A 19,394-nucleotide genomic window follows, 5' to 3' on the forward strand; every position below is an offset into this window, starting at 1 on the left:
CAAGGCCACGAACGTGGCCGCCCGGCGCCTGAGGGAACAAAAAAGCGCAATAAAGTAAGGAACGGGGTCGGCCCAGCGCCGGCCCCGTTTCTTTTTGGCGGGAAAGCCCCGGATTCTGGCCTTGTCCGCCCTGGCCGATCTCGACGGGGCGGGGGGCGCCCGCTAAACTCCCCGCCCATCCAGTCCGGCGCCCGCTTGAAGGGGCTCACAAAAAGCGGCCGGCGCCTACACGACGACGTCGATACGACGCAGATGGGGATTCCTCACATATGACGGATTTCATCCGATGACCCGGTTCGCGCGCAGCTCGATTAGGGAACTGACCCTGCGCGGCATCATCCTGGGTGCCCTGATCACCGTGGTGTTCACCGCCGCCAACGTCTACCTGGGCCTGAAGGTGGGCCTGACCTTCGCCTCCTCCATCCCGGCGGCGGTCATCTCCATGGCGGTGCTGCGCCTGGCCAAGGACAGCACCATCCAGGAAAACAACTTCGTGCAGACGCTGGCCTCATCCGCCGGCACCCTGTCGTCCGTCATCTTCGTGCTGCCCGGCCTGGTCATCGTCGGCTACTGGACGGGCTTCCCCTTCTGGCAGTCCGCTGGCATCTGCGCCGTGGGCGGCATCCTGGGCGTCATGTACACCGTGCCCCTGCGCCGGGCCATGGTGGTGCAGGGCAACCTGCCCTACCCCGAGGGCGTGGCGGCGGCCGAGGTGCTGAAGGTTGGTTCCCCCGACACGGCCGGCGAGGCCGGCGCGGATGAGGCCGCCAAGGGCGCGGGCCTGCGCGACGTGATCGCCGGCACCCTCGTTTCCATCGGGTTCTTCCTGATGACGGCGATGCGTTTCTTCACCGAGCAGTTCCAGGGCTTCCTGCGCATCGGCAATGCCGTCACGGGCCTGGGCACCGGCCTGTCCATGGCCCTGCTGGGCGCCGGCTATCTAGTGGGCGCCACCGTGGGCTTCGCCATGTTCGTGGGCGTGGCCATCGCCTGGTTCGGCGCGGTGCCCATCCTGACCTGGCTGCATCCGCCGGTCGACGGCATGGACCTGATCAAGTACGCCAACGGCGTCGTCTGGCGCCAGCAGGTCCGGCTGATCGGCGCCGGCGCCATCGCCGCCGCCGCCATCTGGACCCTGATCGTCCTGGCCAAGCCCATGACGGACGGCATCCGCGCCTCGCTGAACGCCATGAAGACCGTGCGCGCCGGCAACGCCCACTCCGTCCCCCGGGTGGAGCAGGACATCCCCTTCCACTACGTCATGGCCATCGCCGCCGTGCTGCTGGTGCCGCTGGCGGGCCTGTTCATCTCCTTCATCCTGGGCACGCCGCTGTCCACCCACCTGGTGGTGCTGGTCCTGGCCGGCGTCGTCTTCGCCGCCGTCATGGGCTTCATCGTCGCCGCCGCCTCGGGCTACATGGCGGGCCTGATCGGCAGTTCCAACAGCCCCATCTCCAGCATCGGCATCCTGGCGGCCATCGCCTCGTCCCTGCTGCTGGTGTCCCTGCTGGGCAAGGACGGCGTGGCCGATCCGGTCATCCGCGCCGCCGCCGTGGCGCTGGCGCTGTTCACCACCTCGGTCGTGCTGACCATCGCCACCATCGCCAACGACAACCTGCAGGACCTGAAGACAGGCCAGCTGGTGGGCGCCACGCCCTGGCGTCAGCAGGTGGCCCTGGTGCTGGGCTGCATCGTCGGCGCCGCCGTCATCCCGCCGGTGCTGAACCTGCTGCAGCACGCCTACGGCTTCGCCGGCGCGCCGCTGGATCCGGGCATGGACCCGGCCAAGACCCTGGGCGCCCCGCAGGCGACGCTGATGGCCACCCTGGCTACCGGCATCCTCAGCGGCAAGCTGGACTGGTCCATGCTGGGCATCGGCGCCGTGGTCGGCATCTGCCTGGTGGTGGTGGACGAGGTGCTGAAGGCCACCACCCGCCGCTTCCGCCTGCCGCCGCTGGCCGTGGCCCTGGGCATCTACCTGCCCATGACGGTCACCGTGCCCGTCAGCCTGGGCGCCCTGCTGGCCTATATCGTCGACCGCGTGCTGGCCCAACGGGCCAAGGCGGCCGGCGTGCCCTTCGAGAAGTTCGCCGACGTGCCCCAGCGGCGCGCCATGCTGCTGGCCTCGGGCATGATCGTGGGTGAAAGCCTGTTCGGCGTGGCCCAGGCGGCCATCATCTCGCTGACCGGCAACCAGGAACCGCTGGCGGTCATGGGCGACGGCTTCGCCGGGGCGGCTGAATGGCTGGGCGGCGCCGTCTTCCTGGTGGCCTGCCTGTGGAGCGTCCGCTGGGTGCTGGCCGAACGGAAGTAACCGGCACCGGATAACAAGTGGGGCGAAAAGCCTCATCCCGAAAGGATTAGAAAGGGGGTCCCAATGGGGCCCCCTTTTCTATCCATAGTTCCTACCGCTACTGGCGGACGCCGGGTTGGAGGCGGAAATAGAGTAGCATGGGGGTCGGATCGATTGATCGAAGGAGGGCCGGGAATGGTCGTCCCCACCCCAGTTGCGGCCGCTGGCGCCGCCCCGTCGCAGGAATGGATATTCCTCAACCGCTTCGCCTATGGCCCCCGGCCGGGTGACGCGCAGGCCCTGAAGCAACAGGGCATCCCGCATTGGCTGGACGAGCAGCTGCGCCTGGCCGCCGCCGGCACCAGCCCCGGGCCGGAATGCCAGCAGAAGCTGGACAGCGCGGTCATGCGCATCAAGTACGACGCCGGCGAAGGATGGGCCGCGCTGGACGAGATGCGGCCGCTGCGCACCCTGGACCAGCCGGTGGACGCGCTATGGTCGCTGAACCAGCCGGACCGCAAGCTGCCCTACCAGGAACGGGTGCGCCCGCGTCTGGACCTGGCCGCCGCCACCGTCATCCGCGCCGTCTATGACCCCGCCCAGCTGCGCCAGGTCATGACGATGTTCTGGCACGATCACTTCTCCGTCAACGCGGCCGACAGCTACACCGCCCCGGCGCTGCCCGCCTATGACGCCGCCTTGCGCGCTCACGCCCTGGGCAATTTCCGCGACCTGCTGGAGGCGGTGGCGACCAGCCCCGCCATGCTGATCTACCTGAACAACCGGTCCTCGCGCGGCGGGGCCGCCAACGAGAACTACGCCCGTGAGCTGTTCGAGCTGCACACCCTGGGCCGCGACGCCTACCTGAACACCCAGTACGACCGCTGGCGCGACGTGCCCGGCGCCCTGAAGGGCGCGCCCGAGGGGTACATCGACCAGGACGTCTATGAGGCCAGCCGCGCCTTCACCGGGTGGAGCATCCAGAGCGGCCAGGACCTGGGCGGCTACAAGGCGCCCAACGACGGCCGCTTCACCTACATCGAATCCTGGCACGACAATTACCAGAAGCGCGTGCTGGCGGCGGAGTTCGACAGCTACCAGCCGCCGCAGAATGACGGGCACAAGGTGTTGGATCTGGTGGCCAACCATCCCGCCACCGCCCAGTTCATCTGCACCAAGATGGTGCGCTCCCTGCTGGGTGGGGAACCGTCGCCAGAGCTGGTCAGGGCCGCCGCCGCGACCTGGCTGGACAGCCGCCAGCGCCCCGACCAGATCGCCCGGGTGGTGCGGCTGATCGCCCTGTCGCCCCAGGCCACGGCCAACTGGGGCGCGCGGCCCAAGCGGCCGCTGGAGTTGGTGGCCAGCTTCGCGCGCGCCACCGGCATCCCCGTCACCGCCAGCGAGCCGCTGGTGGGCACCATGGATAGCGCCGGGCAGAAGCTGTACGCCTGGCCCAGCCCCGACGGGCACCCCGTAGCCGACGATTACTGGCTGGGCGCGCAGAACATGCGGGCGCGCTGGAATCTGGCGCTGGGCCTGGCCGAAGGGTGGTGGATGCCCCCGGGGCTGTCCGCCACCGCCCAGATGGGGCCGGCCGCCGCCCACAGCGGCCAGGCGGTGGCCTTCTGGTCCGACCGCCTGCTGGGCAGCCCCACGGCCGTCGACACCGCCGCGCTGCTGGGCGGCCTGTCGCTGACCGCCGACGCCCCGCCCATGGTGGACAACAAAACCGGCGAGTTCGCCAACCGCCGCCTGGCCGCCTACGTGGCGATGAGCCCGGCGTTCCAGCTGCGCTGAGCGGGAGGAGGAGACGATCATGGCGTTCAATACAGGCGGCGTCCGGCGCCGCGACATCCTGAAGACCCTGGCCGCCGCCGGCGCGCTCACCACCATGCCCGGCCTGGGCCAGCTGGCCTTCGCGGCACCCGGCGGCGCGCAGGAGGCGAACGGCAAGATCCTGGTCGTGCTGTTCTTCCGCGGCGGCATGGACGTGCTGAACTTCATCGGCCCGGCCAACGACGCGGTTTACATCGACGCGCGACCGGCCGACCTGCGGCTGCTGGACAGCGGCGACAAGGCCGGCATCGCGCTGGACAGCGGCCTGGCCCAGGGTGTGGACTTCCGCCTGCATCCCGAGGCGGCCGCCCTGCACGAGATTTACCGCCAGGGCGACCTGGCTATCGTCCATGCCACCGGTCTGTCCAACGCCACGCGCAGCCATTTCGAGGCGCAGGAACTGATGGAACGCGGCTTGGCGGAGGAGCCCAAGGGCAACGGCGTCCTGGGCACGGAGGGCGGCTGGGTCGCCCGCCTGTTGCGCCAGATGGGAAGCAATGGCGAGCTGGTGGCGGTCAGCACCGCCGGCGGCGTGCCAAAGCTGCTGCAAGGCTATCCCGAGGCCCTGTCCATTCCCGATCTGCGCGGCGGCTTCGGTCTGCCGGGGGGCCCGAGCACCCAGGCGGTGCTGGAGCGGCTATACCCGGCCGGCGGTCAGCCGGCTGGGTTCAACCCCAACGTGGCGCGCGGGGGCCGTGTGGCGCTGGACGCCGCGCTGCGCCTGAACGGGGCCCTGCCCAAGGGGCCGGACGGCAAGGTCCTGGCCTACCAGCCAGAGCATGGCGGCGCCTTCGAGGGGGATGTCGGCCGCTCGCTGGAAACGGTGGCCCGCCTGATCCGCATGGACGCCGGCCTCAAGGTCGCCTGCGTCGACATGGGCGGCTGGGACACGCACGAGGGTCAGGCCGGTCGCTTCAAAAGCCTGGTCCACCAGCTGTCAGGCTCGCTGGCCACCTTCTGGAACGACCTGTCGGCCTATCACGACCGCATCACCCTGGTGACGGTCAGCGAGTTCGGCCGCCGCCTGCGCGCCAACCGCAGCGGCGGCACCGACCACGGCCATGGCTCGCTCATGATGGTGCTGGGCGGCGGTGTGGCGGGCGGCCGCCTGCTGGGCCGCTGGCCGGGCCTGCAGCCGCAGGACTTGGACGAGCGGGTGGACCTGGCCGTCACCACCGACTATCGCGAGGTGCTGACCAGCGTGCTGAAGCATCGCATGGGCGTCGGTCAGGTTGACGGCGTCTTCCCGGGCTTCCACCCGGGCAGCGGCGATCCGGCCCTGTTCCGGGCGTAGTTCGCTTCCAGAAGCGACAGGCGGGCGGCCCAGGCGGGCGACGTGGGGGGAGACCTCACGCCGCCCGCAGCTGTTCAGCGCGCCAGGACGTTCGCGGCCTCCTTGGTGGTGGCGACGGCCCCGCCCACCTGTGCGATGGCCGCGGCGATGCTGCCGAGGTTGTTGGTCACCGTTTCCACCGCCGCGGCCATGCCTTGCATGCTGGAGGACATGTTGCGGGTCACCGCACTCTGTTCCTCCACGGCGCCGGCGGTGGAGGTCACGAATTCCCGCACCGTGCCGATGGACTGGCGGATGGTGCTCAAGGCGCCCACCACTTCGCCGGAGACGGCCTGCATGCCCTCGATCTCATCGGAGATCTGCTGGGTGGCGTTGGCGGACTGGGTGGCCAGGTTCTTCACCTCCGTCGCCACCACGGCGAAGCCCTTGCCGGCGTCGCCCGCCCGTGCCGCCTCGATGGTCGCGTTCAGGGCCAGCAGGTTGATCTGGCCCGCGATGCCCCGGATGACCTCGACCACCCCTTCCATGGAGCGCGCCACCTCGGCCAGCCGCTGGGTGGAGGCGTCGGCCTGGTCGGCCAGTTCGGCGGCACTTTCGGCCGCCGTCCGCGATTGCGCCATGCTTTGCGAGATTTCTCGGATGGACGCCGCCAGTTCCTCGGCGCTGGACGCCATCATCTGCACGGCGCCCGAGGTTTCGCCGGCGGCGGTCAGGGCGTCGCCCGACTGCTGCGTCGTCTGGTCCATGGCGCGGTCGATCTCCCCGAAGTTCTTGTCGATCAAGACCTTCAGGTCGGCCAGCATCTGCACCTGGCGGGTGATGTCGGTGGCGTACTTCACCACCTTGAACGGCCGGCCATTCAGATCAAAGATCGGGTTGTACGACGCCTCGATCCAGACCTCCTTGCCGCCCTTGCCCAGGCGGCGGAACTGCGCCGCCTTGTACTCGCCACGGCGCAGCGCGTCCCAGAAGGCGCGGTAATCGGCGCTGTCGCGGTAGGCGGCGTCCACGAACATAGCGTGCCGCTTGCCCTGCACCTCCGCCAGCGTATAGCCCAGGGTGTTGAGGAAACCCTCGTTCGCGGTCAGGACGGTACCGTCCATGGTGAACTCGATCACCGCCTGCGACTTGCGGATGGCGTCCATCTGGCCCCGCAGATCGGCGTATTCCATCTTTTGCGCGGTGACGTCGGTGGCGTACTTCACCACCTTCAGCGGCCGGCCCTTGGTGTCGAGGATGGGGTTGTACGAGGCCTCGATCCAGACCTCCTTGCCGCCTTTGCCGATGCGCTTGAACTGCGCCGCCTGGTATTCCCCGCGCCGCAGCGATTCCCAGAATGTCTTGTACGCGGCGCCGTTCCGCTCCGCCTCTTCCACGAACATGCCGTGGGACTTACCCTGGATCTCCGCCAGGGTATAGCCCATGGCCTTCAGGAAGTTCTTGTTCGCGGTCAGCACCGTGCCGTCCATGGCGAACTCGATCACCGCCTGGGACCGGTCCAGGGCCGTCAAGGTGGCCGCCATGACCCGGAACTTCTGAAGGAAACCAGCCAGCACGATTCACACTCCCAAAAAGAGATCCAAGATTTCCAACCCCGCCACCACGGCGGAGTCACGATATCCCTAATGCTCGTTTGTCGACGCCATGATTGGAGCAATCCAGGAGCATTGGATACTTTATGAGGTATGACAAAAATCTTGCCAACTTCCTAATGTTCGCGCGCCGTTAACATCTCCAGGGGGATATATACGCGAAAGGTTATGTGGCGCCCTGCCTCAGGCAGGCCTTCGATGGAAGGCCCAGGTGCTGCGTTCCCTTGGACGCGGCGTCATAAGGTTAAATCCCGAGCGAAAACCGACGCCCCTGCGCCGTGGCCGTCACGATCAGGGCAAGGGCGACCAAGCCGCCCGCCGCCAGGAAGGTGACGCGCATGCCGGTGGCGACCGCTCCCGCCGGGGCGGTGGTGATATCGGGCACGCCGGCGGCCAGGGCGAACACCGCGCCCAGGGCCGAGGCGCCGGTGATCAGGCCCAGGTTGCGCGCCAGGTTCAGGATGCCGGAGACGACGCCTCGCCGGTCGGCCGGCACACCCGACATGACGGCGGTGTTGTTGGCCGCCTGGAACAGGGCGTACCCGGCGGTCAGCACGGCGATGGGCCCGACATAGCCGGCGGCGCCCAGGATGGGCCCCCGCAAAACCAGCCCCGCCAACGCCATCAGCACCGTCCCCGCCACCATGGCGGCCAGGCCGGCGACACTGACGCGCGCCGCGTCGAAGCGGTCGACCAGCCGGCCCGCCGGCACACCGGCCAGGGCGGACATCAGGGGTCCGGCCGACATCACCAGCCCCACCCCGGCGGGGCTTAGGCCCAGGGCGCGGGCCAGATAGAATGGCCCCACCACGAAGGTGGTCGCCATCACCGTCGCCACGGCGCCACTGCCCGCCAGGCCGGGTCCCACCACCGGGTCGCGCAGCAGACCCAGGCGCACCAGGGGCGAGGCCACCCGCGCCTCCACCACCGCGAAGAGCCCGGCGCCCACAGCCGCGCCCGCCAGCAGCGCCAGGTTCAGCCACCCCCAGTGCCCCCGCCCCAACGTCATGGCCAGGGCATACAGTGCCAGGGTGCCGCCCAGCAGCACCGTGCCGACGGCATCGAAGCGGGGTCGGTTCGAGGTTGCGGGCGTCCCGTCCGCCGGTAGCGCCCGCCAGGCCAGCAGCAGGGCCAGCCCGCCCAGCGGCAGGTTGACCAGGAAAATGGCCCGCCAGCCCCAGGCGGCGATCAGCACGCCGCCCAGGGACGGGCCCAACGCCGTGCCCACGGCGGACATGGTGCCCATCCAGCCCATGGCACGCCCGATGCGATCCTTGGGCACCGTCCCGCCCACGAACGCCAGGGCCAGCGCCATCATGGCGGACGCCCCCAAGCCCTGCGCCGCCCGCGCCGCCACCAGGACGCCCAGGCCGGGCGCCAGCCCACAGAGGGCCGAGGCGCCGGTGAACACGGCGAGGCCCGCCAGCAGCAGGCGGCGACGGCCCGTCAAGTCCCCCAGCCGCCCCACGCTGACGATCAGGGTGGTCATGGCCAGCAAATAGGCCAGCACCACCCATTGCACCTGCTGGAAGGGCGCGCCCAGGGCCCGTGCCAGGGTGGGCAGGGCCACATTGGCCACGCTGGTGCCCAGGGAAGACAACAGCACGCATAGCGACAACGCGGCCAGGACCCACCGGGTCCCCACCGGCGCCGCCTCCGCCACCACCGTCATCGGTTGATCCATACGCATTGAGGCCATGTCACCCTCCGTTCATCCGTCGAGGCGGAAGGTAGTGACCGGGGTGACATGGCGGAACGCGCATGGATTGCAGCATATTCGTGCACGCGGCGCGCTATGTTACGTCCCGCGGCATGCTAGGATGACCCCCATGGCCACCCTGCCCGACCTGAACCTGCTGATCACCCTGGACGTGCTGCTGACCGAGGGCAGCGTGGCCAAGGCCGCGCGCCGCCTGCGGCTGAGCCCCTCGGCCATGAGCCGGGCGCTGGCCCGCCTGCGCGAGGTGACGGGCGATCCGCTGCTGGTGCGGGCGGGCCGGGGCCTGGTGCCGACACCCCGCGCCCTGGAGTTGCGCGAGCGGGTGGCGCCCCTGGTGCGGGAGGCGGAGGCCGTGCTGCGGCCGGCGGAGGGGCTGGATTTGGCGCGCCTGACCCGCACCTTCACCCTGCGCACACGAGAAGGATTCGTGGAAAGCTTCGGCGTGGCACTCGTCAACCGCGTGGCGCGGGAGGCGCCAGGCGTACGCCTGCGCTTCGCCCCCAAGCCGGACAAGGGCAGCACGCCGCTGCGCGACGGTGCCGTGGACCTGGAAACCGGGGTGGTGGGCGACAGCATGGGGCCGGAGGTTCGCGCCCAGGCCCTGTTCCGCGACCGCTTCGTCGGCGTGGCACGGGCCGGCCACCCCTTGGGCCAAGGCACCCTGACCCCCGCCCGCTTCGCCGCCGCCCGCCACATCGCCGTGGCCCGCCGCGAGCATGATCCGGACCGGCGCCACGCCCCGGTGGACGCGGCGCTGGAACCGCTGGGCCTGGCGCGCGACGTGGCGGTCATCGTCGGCGACTTCTCCGCGGCGCTAACCCTGGCCCGCGCCACCGACCTGGTGGCCACGGTGCCGGAGCGGCACACCCTGAACCTGCGCGACGGCCTGTTCAGCTTCGCCCTGCCGGTCGATGTGCCGGAGATCACCGTGTCACTGCTCTGGCATCCCCGCCTGGACGCCGACCCCGCCCACCGCTGGCTGCGCGGATGCGTGCGCGAGGTCTGCGCCGCCTGAGCCCTGAATGAATCCCCACGGGCCCTACACCTCCAACCTGAACCCGACCTCCATCACCTGCTCCGGCGGCAGGTGGAAGTAATCCGACGCTCGCAGGCCCAGGCGCTGCATCAGGTGGTAGGCGGTCCAGATGGGGCCGGACAGGGCGGGGTTCCGCTCGGCGCGGATCAGCCGCTCGTGCGAGATGTAGTAGGTCACCTCCTCCCGGCAGAAGGCCAGGCCCAGGCGTGCCAGCCCGCGCATCACCGTGGGCACGTCCGGCTTCTGCATGAAGCCGATGCGCACCGTCACCCGCCAGAAGCCGTTGCCCACCTGCTCCACCGCCAGGCGCTCACCGGCCGGCACGCGGGGCCGCTTGGTCGGCACCAGGGTCAGCAGGATGACATGCTCGTGCAGCACGCGGTTGTGGGTGACATGGTGCACCAGCATGGGCGACACCCGGTCGGCCGTGCGGGTGACGAACACCGCCGTGCCCGGCAGGCGGTGAACCACCGTCTCCTCCACCTGCCGCATGAAGTCGGCGAAGGTGGTGCCGCCCTCGCTCAGCTTGATCTGCACGACGGCGCTGCCCTTGCGCCAAGCCACCATGAGGAAGGCGATGAAGCCGCCGATGGCCAGCGGTAGCCACCCGCCCTCCAGCAGCTTGGTGCTATTGGCCACCAGGAAGGCCAGGTCCACGGCGGCGAAGAAGCCCATCATCAGGTTGGTGGGGATGGCTGGCCAGTTCCACAGCTCACGCATCACCCGGCGCAGCAGGATGGTGGTGATCAGCATGGTGGCCGACACGGCGATGCCGTAGGCGGCGGCCAGCGCCTCGGAATGGCGGAAGCCCAGCACGATCATCAGGGTCGCCAGCATCAGCAGCCAGTTGACCACGCCCACATAGATCTGGCCGTAGGACTTGCGCGAGGTGGGGGAAATGGACATGCGCGGCAACAGGCGCAGGGTGATGGCCTGCCGCGTCATGGAAAACACGCCTGAGATCAGCGCCTGGCTGGCGATGACCGTGGCCATGGTGGCCAGGATGACCAGGGGCACCAGCGCCCAGTCCGGCGCCAGGCGGTAGAAGGGGTTGTCCACCGCCTCGGGTTTGTCCAGCAGCAGGGCGCCCTGGCCCAGGTAATTCAGGATCAGGGCGGGAAAGACGACAACGAACCAGGCCCGGCGGATGGCGCCGGCGCCGAAGTGGCCCATGTCGGCATACAGGGCCTCCGCCCCCGTCAGCGCCAGGAAGACGGCGCCGAAAACGGCGAAGGCTACGCCCGGGGCATGCACCAGCAGGTGTTCGGCCGACAGCGGGTTGAAGGCCATCAGGATGTCCGGCCGCTGCACCACGTGCCATAGGCCGGCGGCCGCCAGCACGCCGAACCACAGGGCCATGATGGGCCCGAACAGGCGGCCGATGACGCCGGTGCCGCGATACTGGATGGCGAACAGGGCCACCAGCACCGCCACGGTCAGGGGCAGGACGAAGGCGCCCAGGTGGCTGTCGGCCACCACCAGGCCTTCCATGGCCGACAGGACCGAGATGGCCGGGGTGATGGCGCCGTCACCGAACAGCAGGGCGGCGCCGCAGATGCCCAGGAACACCACCATGGGCACCATCTCCTTGGCGCTGGGCGGATGCACCAGGGACAGGAGCGAGAGGATGCCGCCCTCGCCGTCGTTGTCGGCGCGCAGCACCAGGGCCACGTACTTCACCGCCACGATCAGGATCAGCGCCCAGATGATCAGGCTGACCACCCCCAGCACGTCGCCCTCGCTGGGCGGGCGGCCGTGATGGGTGACGGCGCCCAGCGCCGTCTGCATGGCATAGAGGGGGGAGGTGCCGATGTCGCCGAAGACCACGCCCAGCGCCCCGAGCATCAGCATGCCGCGGCTGCCATGGACATGGCCGTGGCCGTGCTGTTCATGCAGGCCATCGATCGCCGGGGCACCCCCGTCCTTCGCCATCGGTTCCGCGTTGCTCATTCGTCCGGTCCCCGCCCCAATCCCCGCAAAGGTCGCCTACCCTAGATAAGCCACCCCGTCCGACCTTCTACCGTTGGGGCGGTCGGGGCGGCAATGCGGCGAATGGGGCTTCAAAAACCGGACGCCGGATCAGGAGGCCTTCCTGGTCAGCGGACAGGCGCCCTTGTCCTGGGCCTGGTACGCCTCCTCGCCCGGGATGGTGCGCAGCAGCTTGTAATAGTCCCAGGGCTTTTTGCTCTCCTCGGGCTTCTTCACCTCGAACAGGTACATGTCGTGCACCATGGTGCCGTCCTCGCGCACCGTGCCCTTGGCGAACATGTCGTCCACCGGCAGCTCGCGCATCTTGGCCGCCACCGCCTTGGCGTCGGTGGTGCCGGCCGCCTTGACGGCCTTCAGGTAATGCAGGACCGAGGAATAGGTTCCGGCCTGGATCATGTTGGGCATGCGCTTCGTCTTCTGGAAATAGCGCTCGGCCCATTGCCGGCTGGCGTCGTCGCGATCCCAATAGAAGGCCTCGGTCAGCACCAAGCCCTGCGCCGTCTTCAGGCCCAGGGCATGCACGTCGCTGAGGGTGAACAGCAGGCCGGCCAGCCGCTGCCCGCCCTTGGCGATGCCGAATTCCGCCGCCTGCTTGATGGCGTTGGTGGTGTCGGTGCCGGCGTTGGCGAGGCCGATGACCTGGGCCTTGGACGCCTGCGCCTGCAACAGGAAGGAAGAGAAGTCGCTGTTCTGGAAGGGCGCGTTGACCGCTCCCACCACCGTGCCGCCCTTGGCGGTCACGAAGTCGGTGGTGTCCTTTTCCAGCTGGTGGCCGAAGGCGTAGTCGGCGGTGATGAAGAACCAGGACTTGCCGCCCGATTCCACCAGCGCCCCGCCGGTGCCCCGCGCCAGGGCATAGGTGTCGTAGGCCCAGTGGAATCCGGTGGGCGAGCAGGCCTCATTGGTCAGCTTGGACGTCGCCGCCCCCACCACGATGTCGATCTTGCCCTTGGCCTTGGCCAAATCCTGCACCGCCAGGGCGACGGACGAGGTGGTGAGTTCGCCGATCATGTCGACGGCGTCGGCGTCGAACCACTGGCGCGCGATGGCGACGCCGGTGTCCGGCTTGTTCTGGTGGTCGGCGCTGAGCAGCACGATCTTGCGCCCCAGCACGCTGCCGCCGAAATCGTCGATGGCCATTTGCGCCGCGACGACCGAGCCCCGGCCACCGAAATCGGCATAGGTGCCGGACTGGTCGTTCAGGATGCCGATGCGCACCGGCTTCGCCGTGTCCGCCTCCGGCGCCGCCCGGGCCGCCCCCAGCGCCAGCAGGCCGAGCGCCGCGGCGCCCAGCGTTGCCCCGAGAACCACGCGGCCGCGCCGTGTCAGAGTTCCGCTCATCCGGTTCCTCCCGATATCGTTATGGTCGGCGCCCGACCCTGCCGATCCCGGCGCCGCAGGGCATCACTATGCCCCATCCCGGGCGATCCGGGAATGCAACACCTTGAAATATCTTGATGCGCTGGGCCTAATGGTCGTGGGAGACGGAAGGGCCGGCGGCAAAGCCGGCGAGGATGCGCGACAGGGCGGGCCAATGACCGAGGCGATGATGGACGTGGTCCTGGAAACGCGGGGGCTGACCAAGTCCTTCCGGGGGTTTACCGCCGTGCGCGACCTGGACTTCACCGTGCGCCGGGGCACCATCCACGCCCTGATCGGGCCCAATGGCGCCGGCAAGACCACCGTGTTCAACCTGCTGACCAAGTTCCTGGCGCCGACCGCCGGCCACATCCTGCATGACGGCGTGGACATCACCGGCGCCAACCCGGCCGCCATCGCCCGGCGGGGCATCGTCCGCTCCTTCCAGATCTCCGCCACCTTCCCCCACCTGACGGCGCTGGAAAATGTACGCGTGGCGCTGCAACGGCGCACGCCCGGCCGTTTCCACTTCTGGCGGCCGGAATCCACATTGGCCGCGCTGAACGACCAGGCATTGGCCCTGCTGGCCGAGGTCGGGCTGGAGGCGCGCGCCCAAGAACCGGCTGGCACCCTGCCCTACGGCGGCAAGAAGGCGCTGGAGATCGCCACCACCCTGGCCCTGGACCCCGACGTGCTGCTGCTGGATGAGCCGCTGGCCGGCATGGGGCGGGAGGACGTGGCCCGCACCGCCGCCCTGATCCGCCGCGCGGCGCAACGGGAAAGCGGCCGGCGCACGGTGGTGATGGTGGAGCATAACCTGGGCGTGGTCGCCGACCTGTCGGACCGCATCACCGTGTTGCAGCGGGGGGAAATCCTGGCCGAGGGGACCTACGCCGACATCGCCGCCGACCGCGCGGTGCGCGAGGCCTACATGGGGACCGGGCATGCCTGAGACGATGCTGTCGGTCAGCGACCTGGACGGCCATTACGGCGACAGCCAGGTGCTGCACGGCGTCGACTTCAGCATCCGGACGGGGGAGCTCGTGACCTTGGTCGGCCGCAATGGCGCGGGCAAGACCAGCACCCTGCGCGCCATCATGGGCCTGTTGCCCCGCCGTAGCGGCTCCATCGAATTGAACGGTCGGCAGTTGATCGGCCTGCCGCCGCACCGCATCGCCCGCGCCGGCATCGGCTACGTCCCTGACGACCGGGGTATTTTCGCCACCCTGTCGGTGGCGGAGAATCTGGCCCTGCCACCCCGCACCCGGGCCGGGGCCCTCAGCGACGATGAGATCGACGCCCTGTTCCCCCGCCTGAAGGAACGCCGCGCCAGCCCCGGCACCAAGCTGTCGGGCGGGGAACAGCAGATGCTGGCCATCGCCCGCGCCCTTCGCACCGGCGCCCGCCTGTTGTTGCTGGATGAACCGACGGAGGGGCTGGCCCCCGTCATCGTGCAGCAGATCGGCGCGATCCTGCGCGACCTGAAGGCGCGCGGCCACACCGTGCTGCTGGTGGAGCAGAACGTGCATTTCGCCGCGTCCGTGGCCGACCGCCATATCGTCATGGAAAACGGCCGGGTGGTGGACACGTTGGACAATGCCGAGCTGGCGGCCGACCCCGGCCGGCTGGACCGCTTCCTGGGTGTTTAGGCCAAGGCCGGCGACCCCGTGAGTACCGAAGGGCGGAACGAGGATAAGCCAAGCGGGGGGATGCCCGCGCCCGGCGTTCGAGGGAGAAACGAAAGCATGTCCGTCCAGATCCTGTCCGGCCAATTGCTGCTGGGCCTCATCAACGGCGCCTTCTACGCCCTGCTGAGCCTGGGGCTGGCCGTGATCTTCGGCGTGCTGGGCATCATCAACTTCGCCCACGGCGCCTTCTACATGGTGGGGGCCTTCGCCGCCTGGGGCCTGGCGACGTATCTCGACATCGGCTATTGGCCGGCCCTGGTGCTGGTGCCCCTGACACTGGGAGTCCTGGGCATGGCGGTGGAACGGCTGATGCTGAAGCGCCTGGCGGGGCTGGACCCGCTGTACGGCCTGCTGGCCACCTTCGGTCTGGCCCTGGTGCTGGAGGGGACGTTCCGGCAAATCTACGGCTCCTCCGGTCAACCCTACCCCGTGCCGGACGCGTTGCAGGGCGGGGTGAATTTGGGCTTCATGTTCCTGCCGCTCTATCGCGGCTGGGTGGTCGCGGCCTCCATCGTCGTCTGCCTGGCCACCTGGCTGGCCATCGAGCGCACGGCCCTGGGCGCCCGCCTGCGCGCGGCGACGGAACGGCCGGACGTGGCCCAGGCCCTGGGCCTCAACGTGCCCCTGCTGGTCACCGTCACCTTCGGCGTGGCGGTGGCGCTGGCCGCCTTCGCCGGTGTCATGGCCGCCCCCGTCTACCAGGCCAACCCCCTGATGGGCAGCAACCTGATCATCGTCGTCTTCGCCGTGGTGGTCGTCGGCGGCATGGGGTCGCTGTTCGGCGCCATCGTCAGCGGTTATGGCCTGGGCTTGGCCGAAGGGTTGACCAAGGTGTTCTATCCCCCCGCCGCCAACATCGTTGTGTTCGTCATCATGGCATGCGTGCTGATGGTGCGCCCCGCCGGGCTGTTCGGGCGGGCCACCTGATGCGCGCGTCCCCCCTCGCCATCCTGGCCCTGGTCGCCCTGGCCCTGCTGGTGGCCGCCCCCTGGGTGGTCTATCCCGCCTTTTTGATGAAGGCGCTGTGCTTCGCCCTGTTCGCCGCCGCCTTCAACCTGTTGCTGGGCTATGCCGGCCTGCTGTCTTTCGGCCATGCCGCCTTCTTCGGCGGGGCGGCCTATGTCACCGCCCACGCCGCCAAGGTTTGGGGCTGGCCGCCGGAGCTGGCCATCCTGGGCGGCACGCTGGCCGCCGCGGCACTGGGCCTGGTCCTGGGCGCGCTGGCCATCCGCCGCCAGGGCATCTATTTCGCCATGACCACGCTGGCCCTGGCGCAGATGCTGTTCTTCCTGTTCCTGCAAGCCCCCTTCACCGGCGGTGAGGACGGCATCCAGGCCGTGCCCCAGGGCCGACTGTTGGGCCTGGTCGACCTCGGCCAGCCCACCGGCGCCTATTACGCCGTGTTGGCCATCGTGGCCCTGGGGCACCTGGCGCTCCACCGCATCGTCCATTCGCCCTTCGGCCAGGTGCTGAAGGCGGTGCGCGACAACGAGGCCCGCGCCCGGTCCCTGGGCTATGAGGTCGACCGCTACAAGCTGGCGGCCTTCGTGCTGTCGGCCACCTTTTCCGGCCTGGCCGGCGGCACCAAGGCCCTGGTCTTCCAGATCGCCACCCTGACCGACGTGCAGTGGCAGATGTCGGGCGAGGTGGTGCTGATGACCCTGCTGGGCGGCATCGGCACCATGGCAGGCCCGGCGGTGGGCGCCTTCCTCTCCGTCGGGCTGGAAAGCGCGCTCGCCACCAGCGGCCTGCCCGTCGCCGCCTTCATCGGCGCCGTCTTCATCGCCTGCGTCCTGGTCTTCCGCCGGGGCCTGGTGGGCGAGATCGGGGCGCGGCTGAAGATCAGGATTTGAAAACAATCTGCGGCTTGCGTTTGGTGGGAAAGAATACCACCATATTGGAGACATGGAGGGTGCCATGACCAAATCGAGCACGGTCGCCAAACTCAGCATCGCGCTCACGCCGGAACTGGCGGACGCGGTGAAAAGCGCGGTCGCCAGCGGCGACTACGCGTCGGACAGTGAGGTCATCCGCGAGGCTCTGCGCGAATGGAAACAGCGCCGCGCCCCGGTTCTGCATGGGGAAACGGAACTGCGCCGTTTGTGGGCGGAGGGTTTGGCCAGCGGCGCCGGCCGGTTCGACGATATTGACGCCATCAAGCGCGAGGCCAGGCGGCGCCTTGAAAGCCGCACGGCGTCGACCAAGAACTGAGGGCCCCTTTGGCGCGCGTCATCCGCACGGCGCAGGCCGAAGAAGACCTGATGGACATCTGGATCCATATCGCCCAGGACAATCCCCAGGCGGCGGACGCGCTGCTCACCCGGATTGACCACGCTTGTTGGCGGTTGGCGGCTTACCCGGGCATGGGACCTGCCCGGCCCGATTTGGCACCAGGCCTGCGGTATACGGTTGTCGGCGCTTATCTCATCCTTTATCGCATCGCCGGCCCCAATATCGAAGTCGTGCGCGTCATCCATGGTGCCCGGCATCTACCGGATATCTTTTAACTCACCCCCCCAGATGTGGGCCGAAGCCCGGTGGCGGCGACGCTGGCATCGAGGCCTAGCGGGCGGCCTTCACGAGCCTGGTCACCGCCGGCAGGATGGCGAACTCCAGCTCGGCGCCCGGCTCCGCCGCCTCCGCCAGCGCCTTCTCGGCCGCGGCACGACCGGCCAGGGGCTGGCCCGTGGCCACGGCGTCGGCGGCGGCCAGCCCAACCTCGGCCAAGCGGGTCAGCTTGGCCGCCGGCCCGGCCAGTTCCGCCAGCAACGGTGTGGCCTGGCGGAAAGGAGCCAGCAGCGTCTCCGCCGTCCGCCAACGCTCCAGCAGGCTGCGCACCTGCGTCCGGGCTACGGTGTCGCCGGGCTGGGCGATGAGGCGGTCGACCGCCAGGCCGAACTCCCGCGCCACCGCGCTTTCCGCCGGGATGGCATCCACCAGGCGGTTCAGGGGCGTGGACTGCACGGCGTCCGGCCGCTGGGTGGAGCGGTTGTAGTCCTTCAGCGGCTCCACCGCCTGGGCCAGGGGCCAGACGGCGCCCACCCCCGCCGGTCCCGCCACCCGGGCCAGCATGGCGTCATGCGCCGCCCGGTGCCGCGACCCGGCGGCGGCCAGGTCGTCGGCCACGGTCGCCAGGCGGGCGTACATGGCGGGAACGTCCCCCGTCATATCCTTGGGCGACCACAGCTTTTCCGCCACCACGGCGGCGCGGGGCCACAAGCGGATATCCAGGTTCTCCGGCGACAGCCGCTCGCTCCAGGCGCAGGCCTCACCGCCCAGGATCAGGCCCTCCAGCCCCACCGGCAGGTTCTCCGGCATGGGGTCGGCGGCGTAGTGGCGGCCGGCCGGCCAGCTCAAGTCCAGGTAATAGGGGGCGGAGAGGATGCCGGCATGGCCCGCCAGCGCCGCCTTCCTCAGCGATTCCGCGTCGCGCCAGGACTGCACCACCACGTCCTTGGGCATATCGCCGTCCATGATCTCGTCCCAGCCGATGGCATGCTTGCCATGGTGGGCGACGATGGCCTGCACCTTGGTGGTGAACAGGGCCTGCAAGGCGGCGGTGTCCTTCAGCCCATGGGTCTTCATGTAGGCCTGGACGGCGGGGCTGGCCTTCCACTGTTCGCCGTTCACCTCGTCCCCGCCGATGTGGAAGTAAGGATCGGGGAACAGCGCGGTCATTTCGCCAACGAGACGATCCAGGAATTGGTACGTGCTATCGCGCGTCGGGTCCAGCGCCGGGTCGAAGACGCCCCAGTGTCGCTCGATGGCGTAGGGGCCTGGCGCGCTGGCCAGCTCCGGATAACCCACCAGCCAGACGGTGGTGTGGCCGGGCATGTCGAATTCCGGTACGACGCGGATGCCCCGGTCGGCGGCATAGCGGATGACCTGGCGCACCTGGTCCTGGGTGTAGAAATCACCATCCGAGCCCAGCTGGTGCAGCCTGGGGAAGACCTTGCTTTCCACACGGAAGCCCTGGTTGTCGCTGAGGTGCCAGTGCAGCACGTTCAGCTTCACCGCCTGCATCAGGTCGATGGTGCGCTCCACCGTGGCGATGGGCATGAAGTGGCGCGAGACGTCCAGCAGCAGCCCGCGCCAGGGGAAGCGCGGCTGGTCATGGACGGTCACCGCCGGCACGGCCCAGCCCTGGGGACCATTGGCCACCAATTGGGCGAAGGTGGCGACACCCCGGTTGATGCCGATGGATGTCGCGGCCGTGATGCTGGCGCCGCCAGGCGTCACGGTCAGGGTATAGGCCTCATCCTCCTTGGGCGCCGGCACGGCGGCGCTGACGCCCGTCACCGTCAGGGTCAGGGTGGCCTGGCCTTTGGTCACCGGCGCGCCGGCCAGGAACTGCCCGGTCTTGGCCGACAGGCGCTGGATCAGGGTGCGGGCGGCGGCGTCCAGGTGCGGATCGGCAGGCCCCGCCAGCGCCACCGTGAAGCCGCCATCCACCAGCAGCAGGCCCGTGCCCGCGCTCATGGCCGCCGGCAGGGGCATGAGCGTCGCCTGCTGGGCGTAGGCGGCGGGACCGACACTGGCGGCCATCAGGGTCACGCCGGAGACAAGCAAGGCCTTCAGTCGCATGGG

At 69.5% G+C, this 19,394-nt stretch carries 15 protein-coding genes; 10 read left to right on the forward strand and 5 right to left on the reverse strand.

Annotated elements, in window-relative coordinates; genetic code table 11:
- Positions 1-286: 286 nt before the first annotated feature.
- From UAJ10_RS09035 to UAJ10_RS09045, 3 genes are all read left to right on the forward strand, one after another.
- Positions 287-2,314: an OPT family oligopeptide transporter gene (locus UAJ10_RS09035; protein ID WP_322915058.1), complete on the forward strand. Its 2,028-nt coding sequence runs from the start codon at positions 287-289 to the stop codon at positions 2,312-2,314.
- A 174-nt stretch (positions 2,315-2,488) separates the two neighbouring features.
- A complete protein-coding gene (locus UAJ10_RS09040; protein ID WP_322915059.1) occupies positions 2,489-4,090 on the forward strand; it encodes a DUF1800 domain-containing protein in 1,602 nt (533 codons plus the stop codon).
- A gap of 19 nt (positions 4,091-4,109) precedes the next feature.
- Positions 4,110-5,423, forward strand: coding sequence for a DUF1501 domain-containing protein (locus tag UAJ10_RS09045; protein WP_322915060.1), 1,314 nt, complete (start codon positions 4,110-4,112; stop codon positions 5,421-5,423).
- A gap of 74 nt (positions 5,424-5,497) precedes the next feature.
- On the opposite strand, the gene UAJ10_RS09050 is transcribed toward UAJ10_RS09045, so the two are convergent.
- Together UAJ10_RS09050 and UAJ10_RS09055 are read right to left on the reverse strand one after the other, a co-directional pair.
- On the reverse strand, positions 5,498-6,979 hold the full coding sequence (locus UAJ10_RS09050; RefSeq protein ID WP_322915061.1) for a methyl-accepting chemotaxis protein: 1,482 nt from the start codon (positions 6,977-6,979) through the stop codon (positions 5,498-5,500).
- A 280-nt stretch (positions 6,980-7,259) separates the two neighbouring features.
- On the reverse strand, positions 7,260-8,714 hold the full coding sequence (locus tag UAJ10_RS09055; protein ID WP_322915062.1) for an MFS transporter: 1,455 nt from the start codon (positions 8,712-8,714) through the stop codon (positions 7,260-7,262).
- Positions 8,715-8,844: 130 nt separating this feature from the next.
- Between UAJ10_RS09055 and UAJ10_RS09060 the strand changes: the two genes are divergently transcribed.
- Positions 8,845-9,750 carry a LysR family transcriptional regulator gene (locus tag UAJ10_RS09060; RefSeq protein WP_322915063.1) on the forward strand — a complete coding sequence of 302 codons (906 nt, stop codon included), beginning with the start codon at positions 8,845-8,847 and terminating at the stop codon, positions 9,748-9,750.
- Between the two features lie 24 nt (positions 9,751-9,774).
- On the opposite strand, the gene UAJ10_RS09065 is transcribed toward UAJ10_RS09060, so the two are convergent.
- The gene (locus tag UAJ10_RS09065) at positions 9,775-11,721 is read right to left on the reverse strand and encodes a potassium transporter Kup (protein WP_322915064.1); all 1,947 of its coding nucleotides are present in this window, start codon (positions 11,719-11,721) and stop codon (positions 9,775-9,777) included.
- 129 nt (positions 11,722-11,850) lie between these two features.
- The gene (locus UAJ10_RS09070; protein ID WP_322915065.1) at positions 11,851-13,101 is read right to left on the reverse strand and encodes an ABC transporter substrate-binding protein; all 1,251 of its coding nucleotides are present in this window, start codon (positions 13,099-13,101) and stop codon (positions 11,851-11,853) included.
- A 193-nt stretch (positions 13,102-13,294) separates the two neighbouring features.
- Here UAJ10_RS09070 and UAJ10_RS09075 point away from each other — a divergent pair, with 193 nt between their 5' ends.
- The 6 genes from UAJ10_RS09075 to UAJ10_RS09100 all read left to right on the forward strand — a co-directional run bounded on the left by UAJ10_RS09075 (position 13,295) and on the right by UAJ10_RS09100 (position 17,314).
- Positions 13,295-14,071 carry an ABC transporter ATP-binding protein gene (locus tag UAJ10_RS09075; protein ID WP_322915066.1) on the forward strand — a complete coding sequence of 259 codons (777 nt, stop codon included), beginning with the start codon at positions 13,295-13,297 and terminating at the stop codon, positions 14,069-14,071.
- Positions 14,064-14,768: an ABC transporter ATP-binding protein gene (locus tag UAJ10_RS09080; protein ID WP_322915067.1), complete on the forward strand. Its 705-nt coding sequence runs from the start codon at positions 14,064-14,066 to the stop codon at positions 14,766-14,768. Before UAJ10_RS09075 ends, UAJ10_RS09080 begins: the two co-directional genes overlap by 8 nt.
- Before the next feature lie 96 nt (positions 14,769-14,864).
- Positions 14,865-15,734, forward strand: coding sequence for a branched-chain amino acid ABC transporter permease (locus UAJ10_RS09085; RefSeq protein WP_322915068.1), 870 nt, complete (start codon positions 14,865-14,867; stop codon positions 15,732-15,734).
- Positions 15,734-16,660, forward strand: coding sequence for a branched-chain amino acid ABC transporter permease (locus tag UAJ10_RS09090; protein WP_322915069.1), 927 nt, complete (start codon positions 15,734-15,736; stop codon positions 16,658-16,660). Before UAJ10_RS09085 ends, UAJ10_RS09090 begins: the two co-directional genes overlap by 1 nt.
- Before the next feature lie 64 nt (positions 16,661-16,724).
- Positions 16,725-17,018, forward strand: a complete 294-nt coding sequence (locus UAJ10_RS09095) for a ribbon-helix-helix domain-containing protein (RefSeq protein ID WP_322915070.1) — start codon at positions 16,725-16,727, stop codon at positions 17,016-17,018.
- 8 nt (positions 17,019-17,026) lie between these two features.
- Positions 17,027-17,314 (forward strand): type II toxin-antitoxin system RelE/ParE family toxin, encoded by a 288-nt coding sequence (locus tag UAJ10_RS09100; RefSeq protein ID WP_322915071.1) that lies wholly within the window; start codon positions 17,027-17,029, stop codon positions 17,312-17,314.
- A gap of 55 nt (positions 17,315-17,369) precedes the next feature.
- Here UAJ10_RS09100 and UAJ10_RS09105 read toward each other — a convergent pair whose 3' ends face one another.
- The gene (locus tag UAJ10_RS09105; protein ID WP_322915072.1) at positions 17,370-19,391 is read right to left on the reverse strand and encodes a beta-N-acetylhexosaminidase; all 2,022 of its coding nucleotides are present in this window, start codon (positions 19,389-19,391) and stop codon (positions 17,370-17,372) included.
- Between the last annotated feature and the right edge of the window lie 3 nt (positions 19,392-19,394).

It is taken from the genome of Nitrospirillum guaranorum, assembly GCF_034653275.1.
Taxonomy (GTDB): Bacteria; Pseudomonadota; Alphaproteobacteria; order Azospirillales; family Azospirillaceae; genus Nitrospirillum.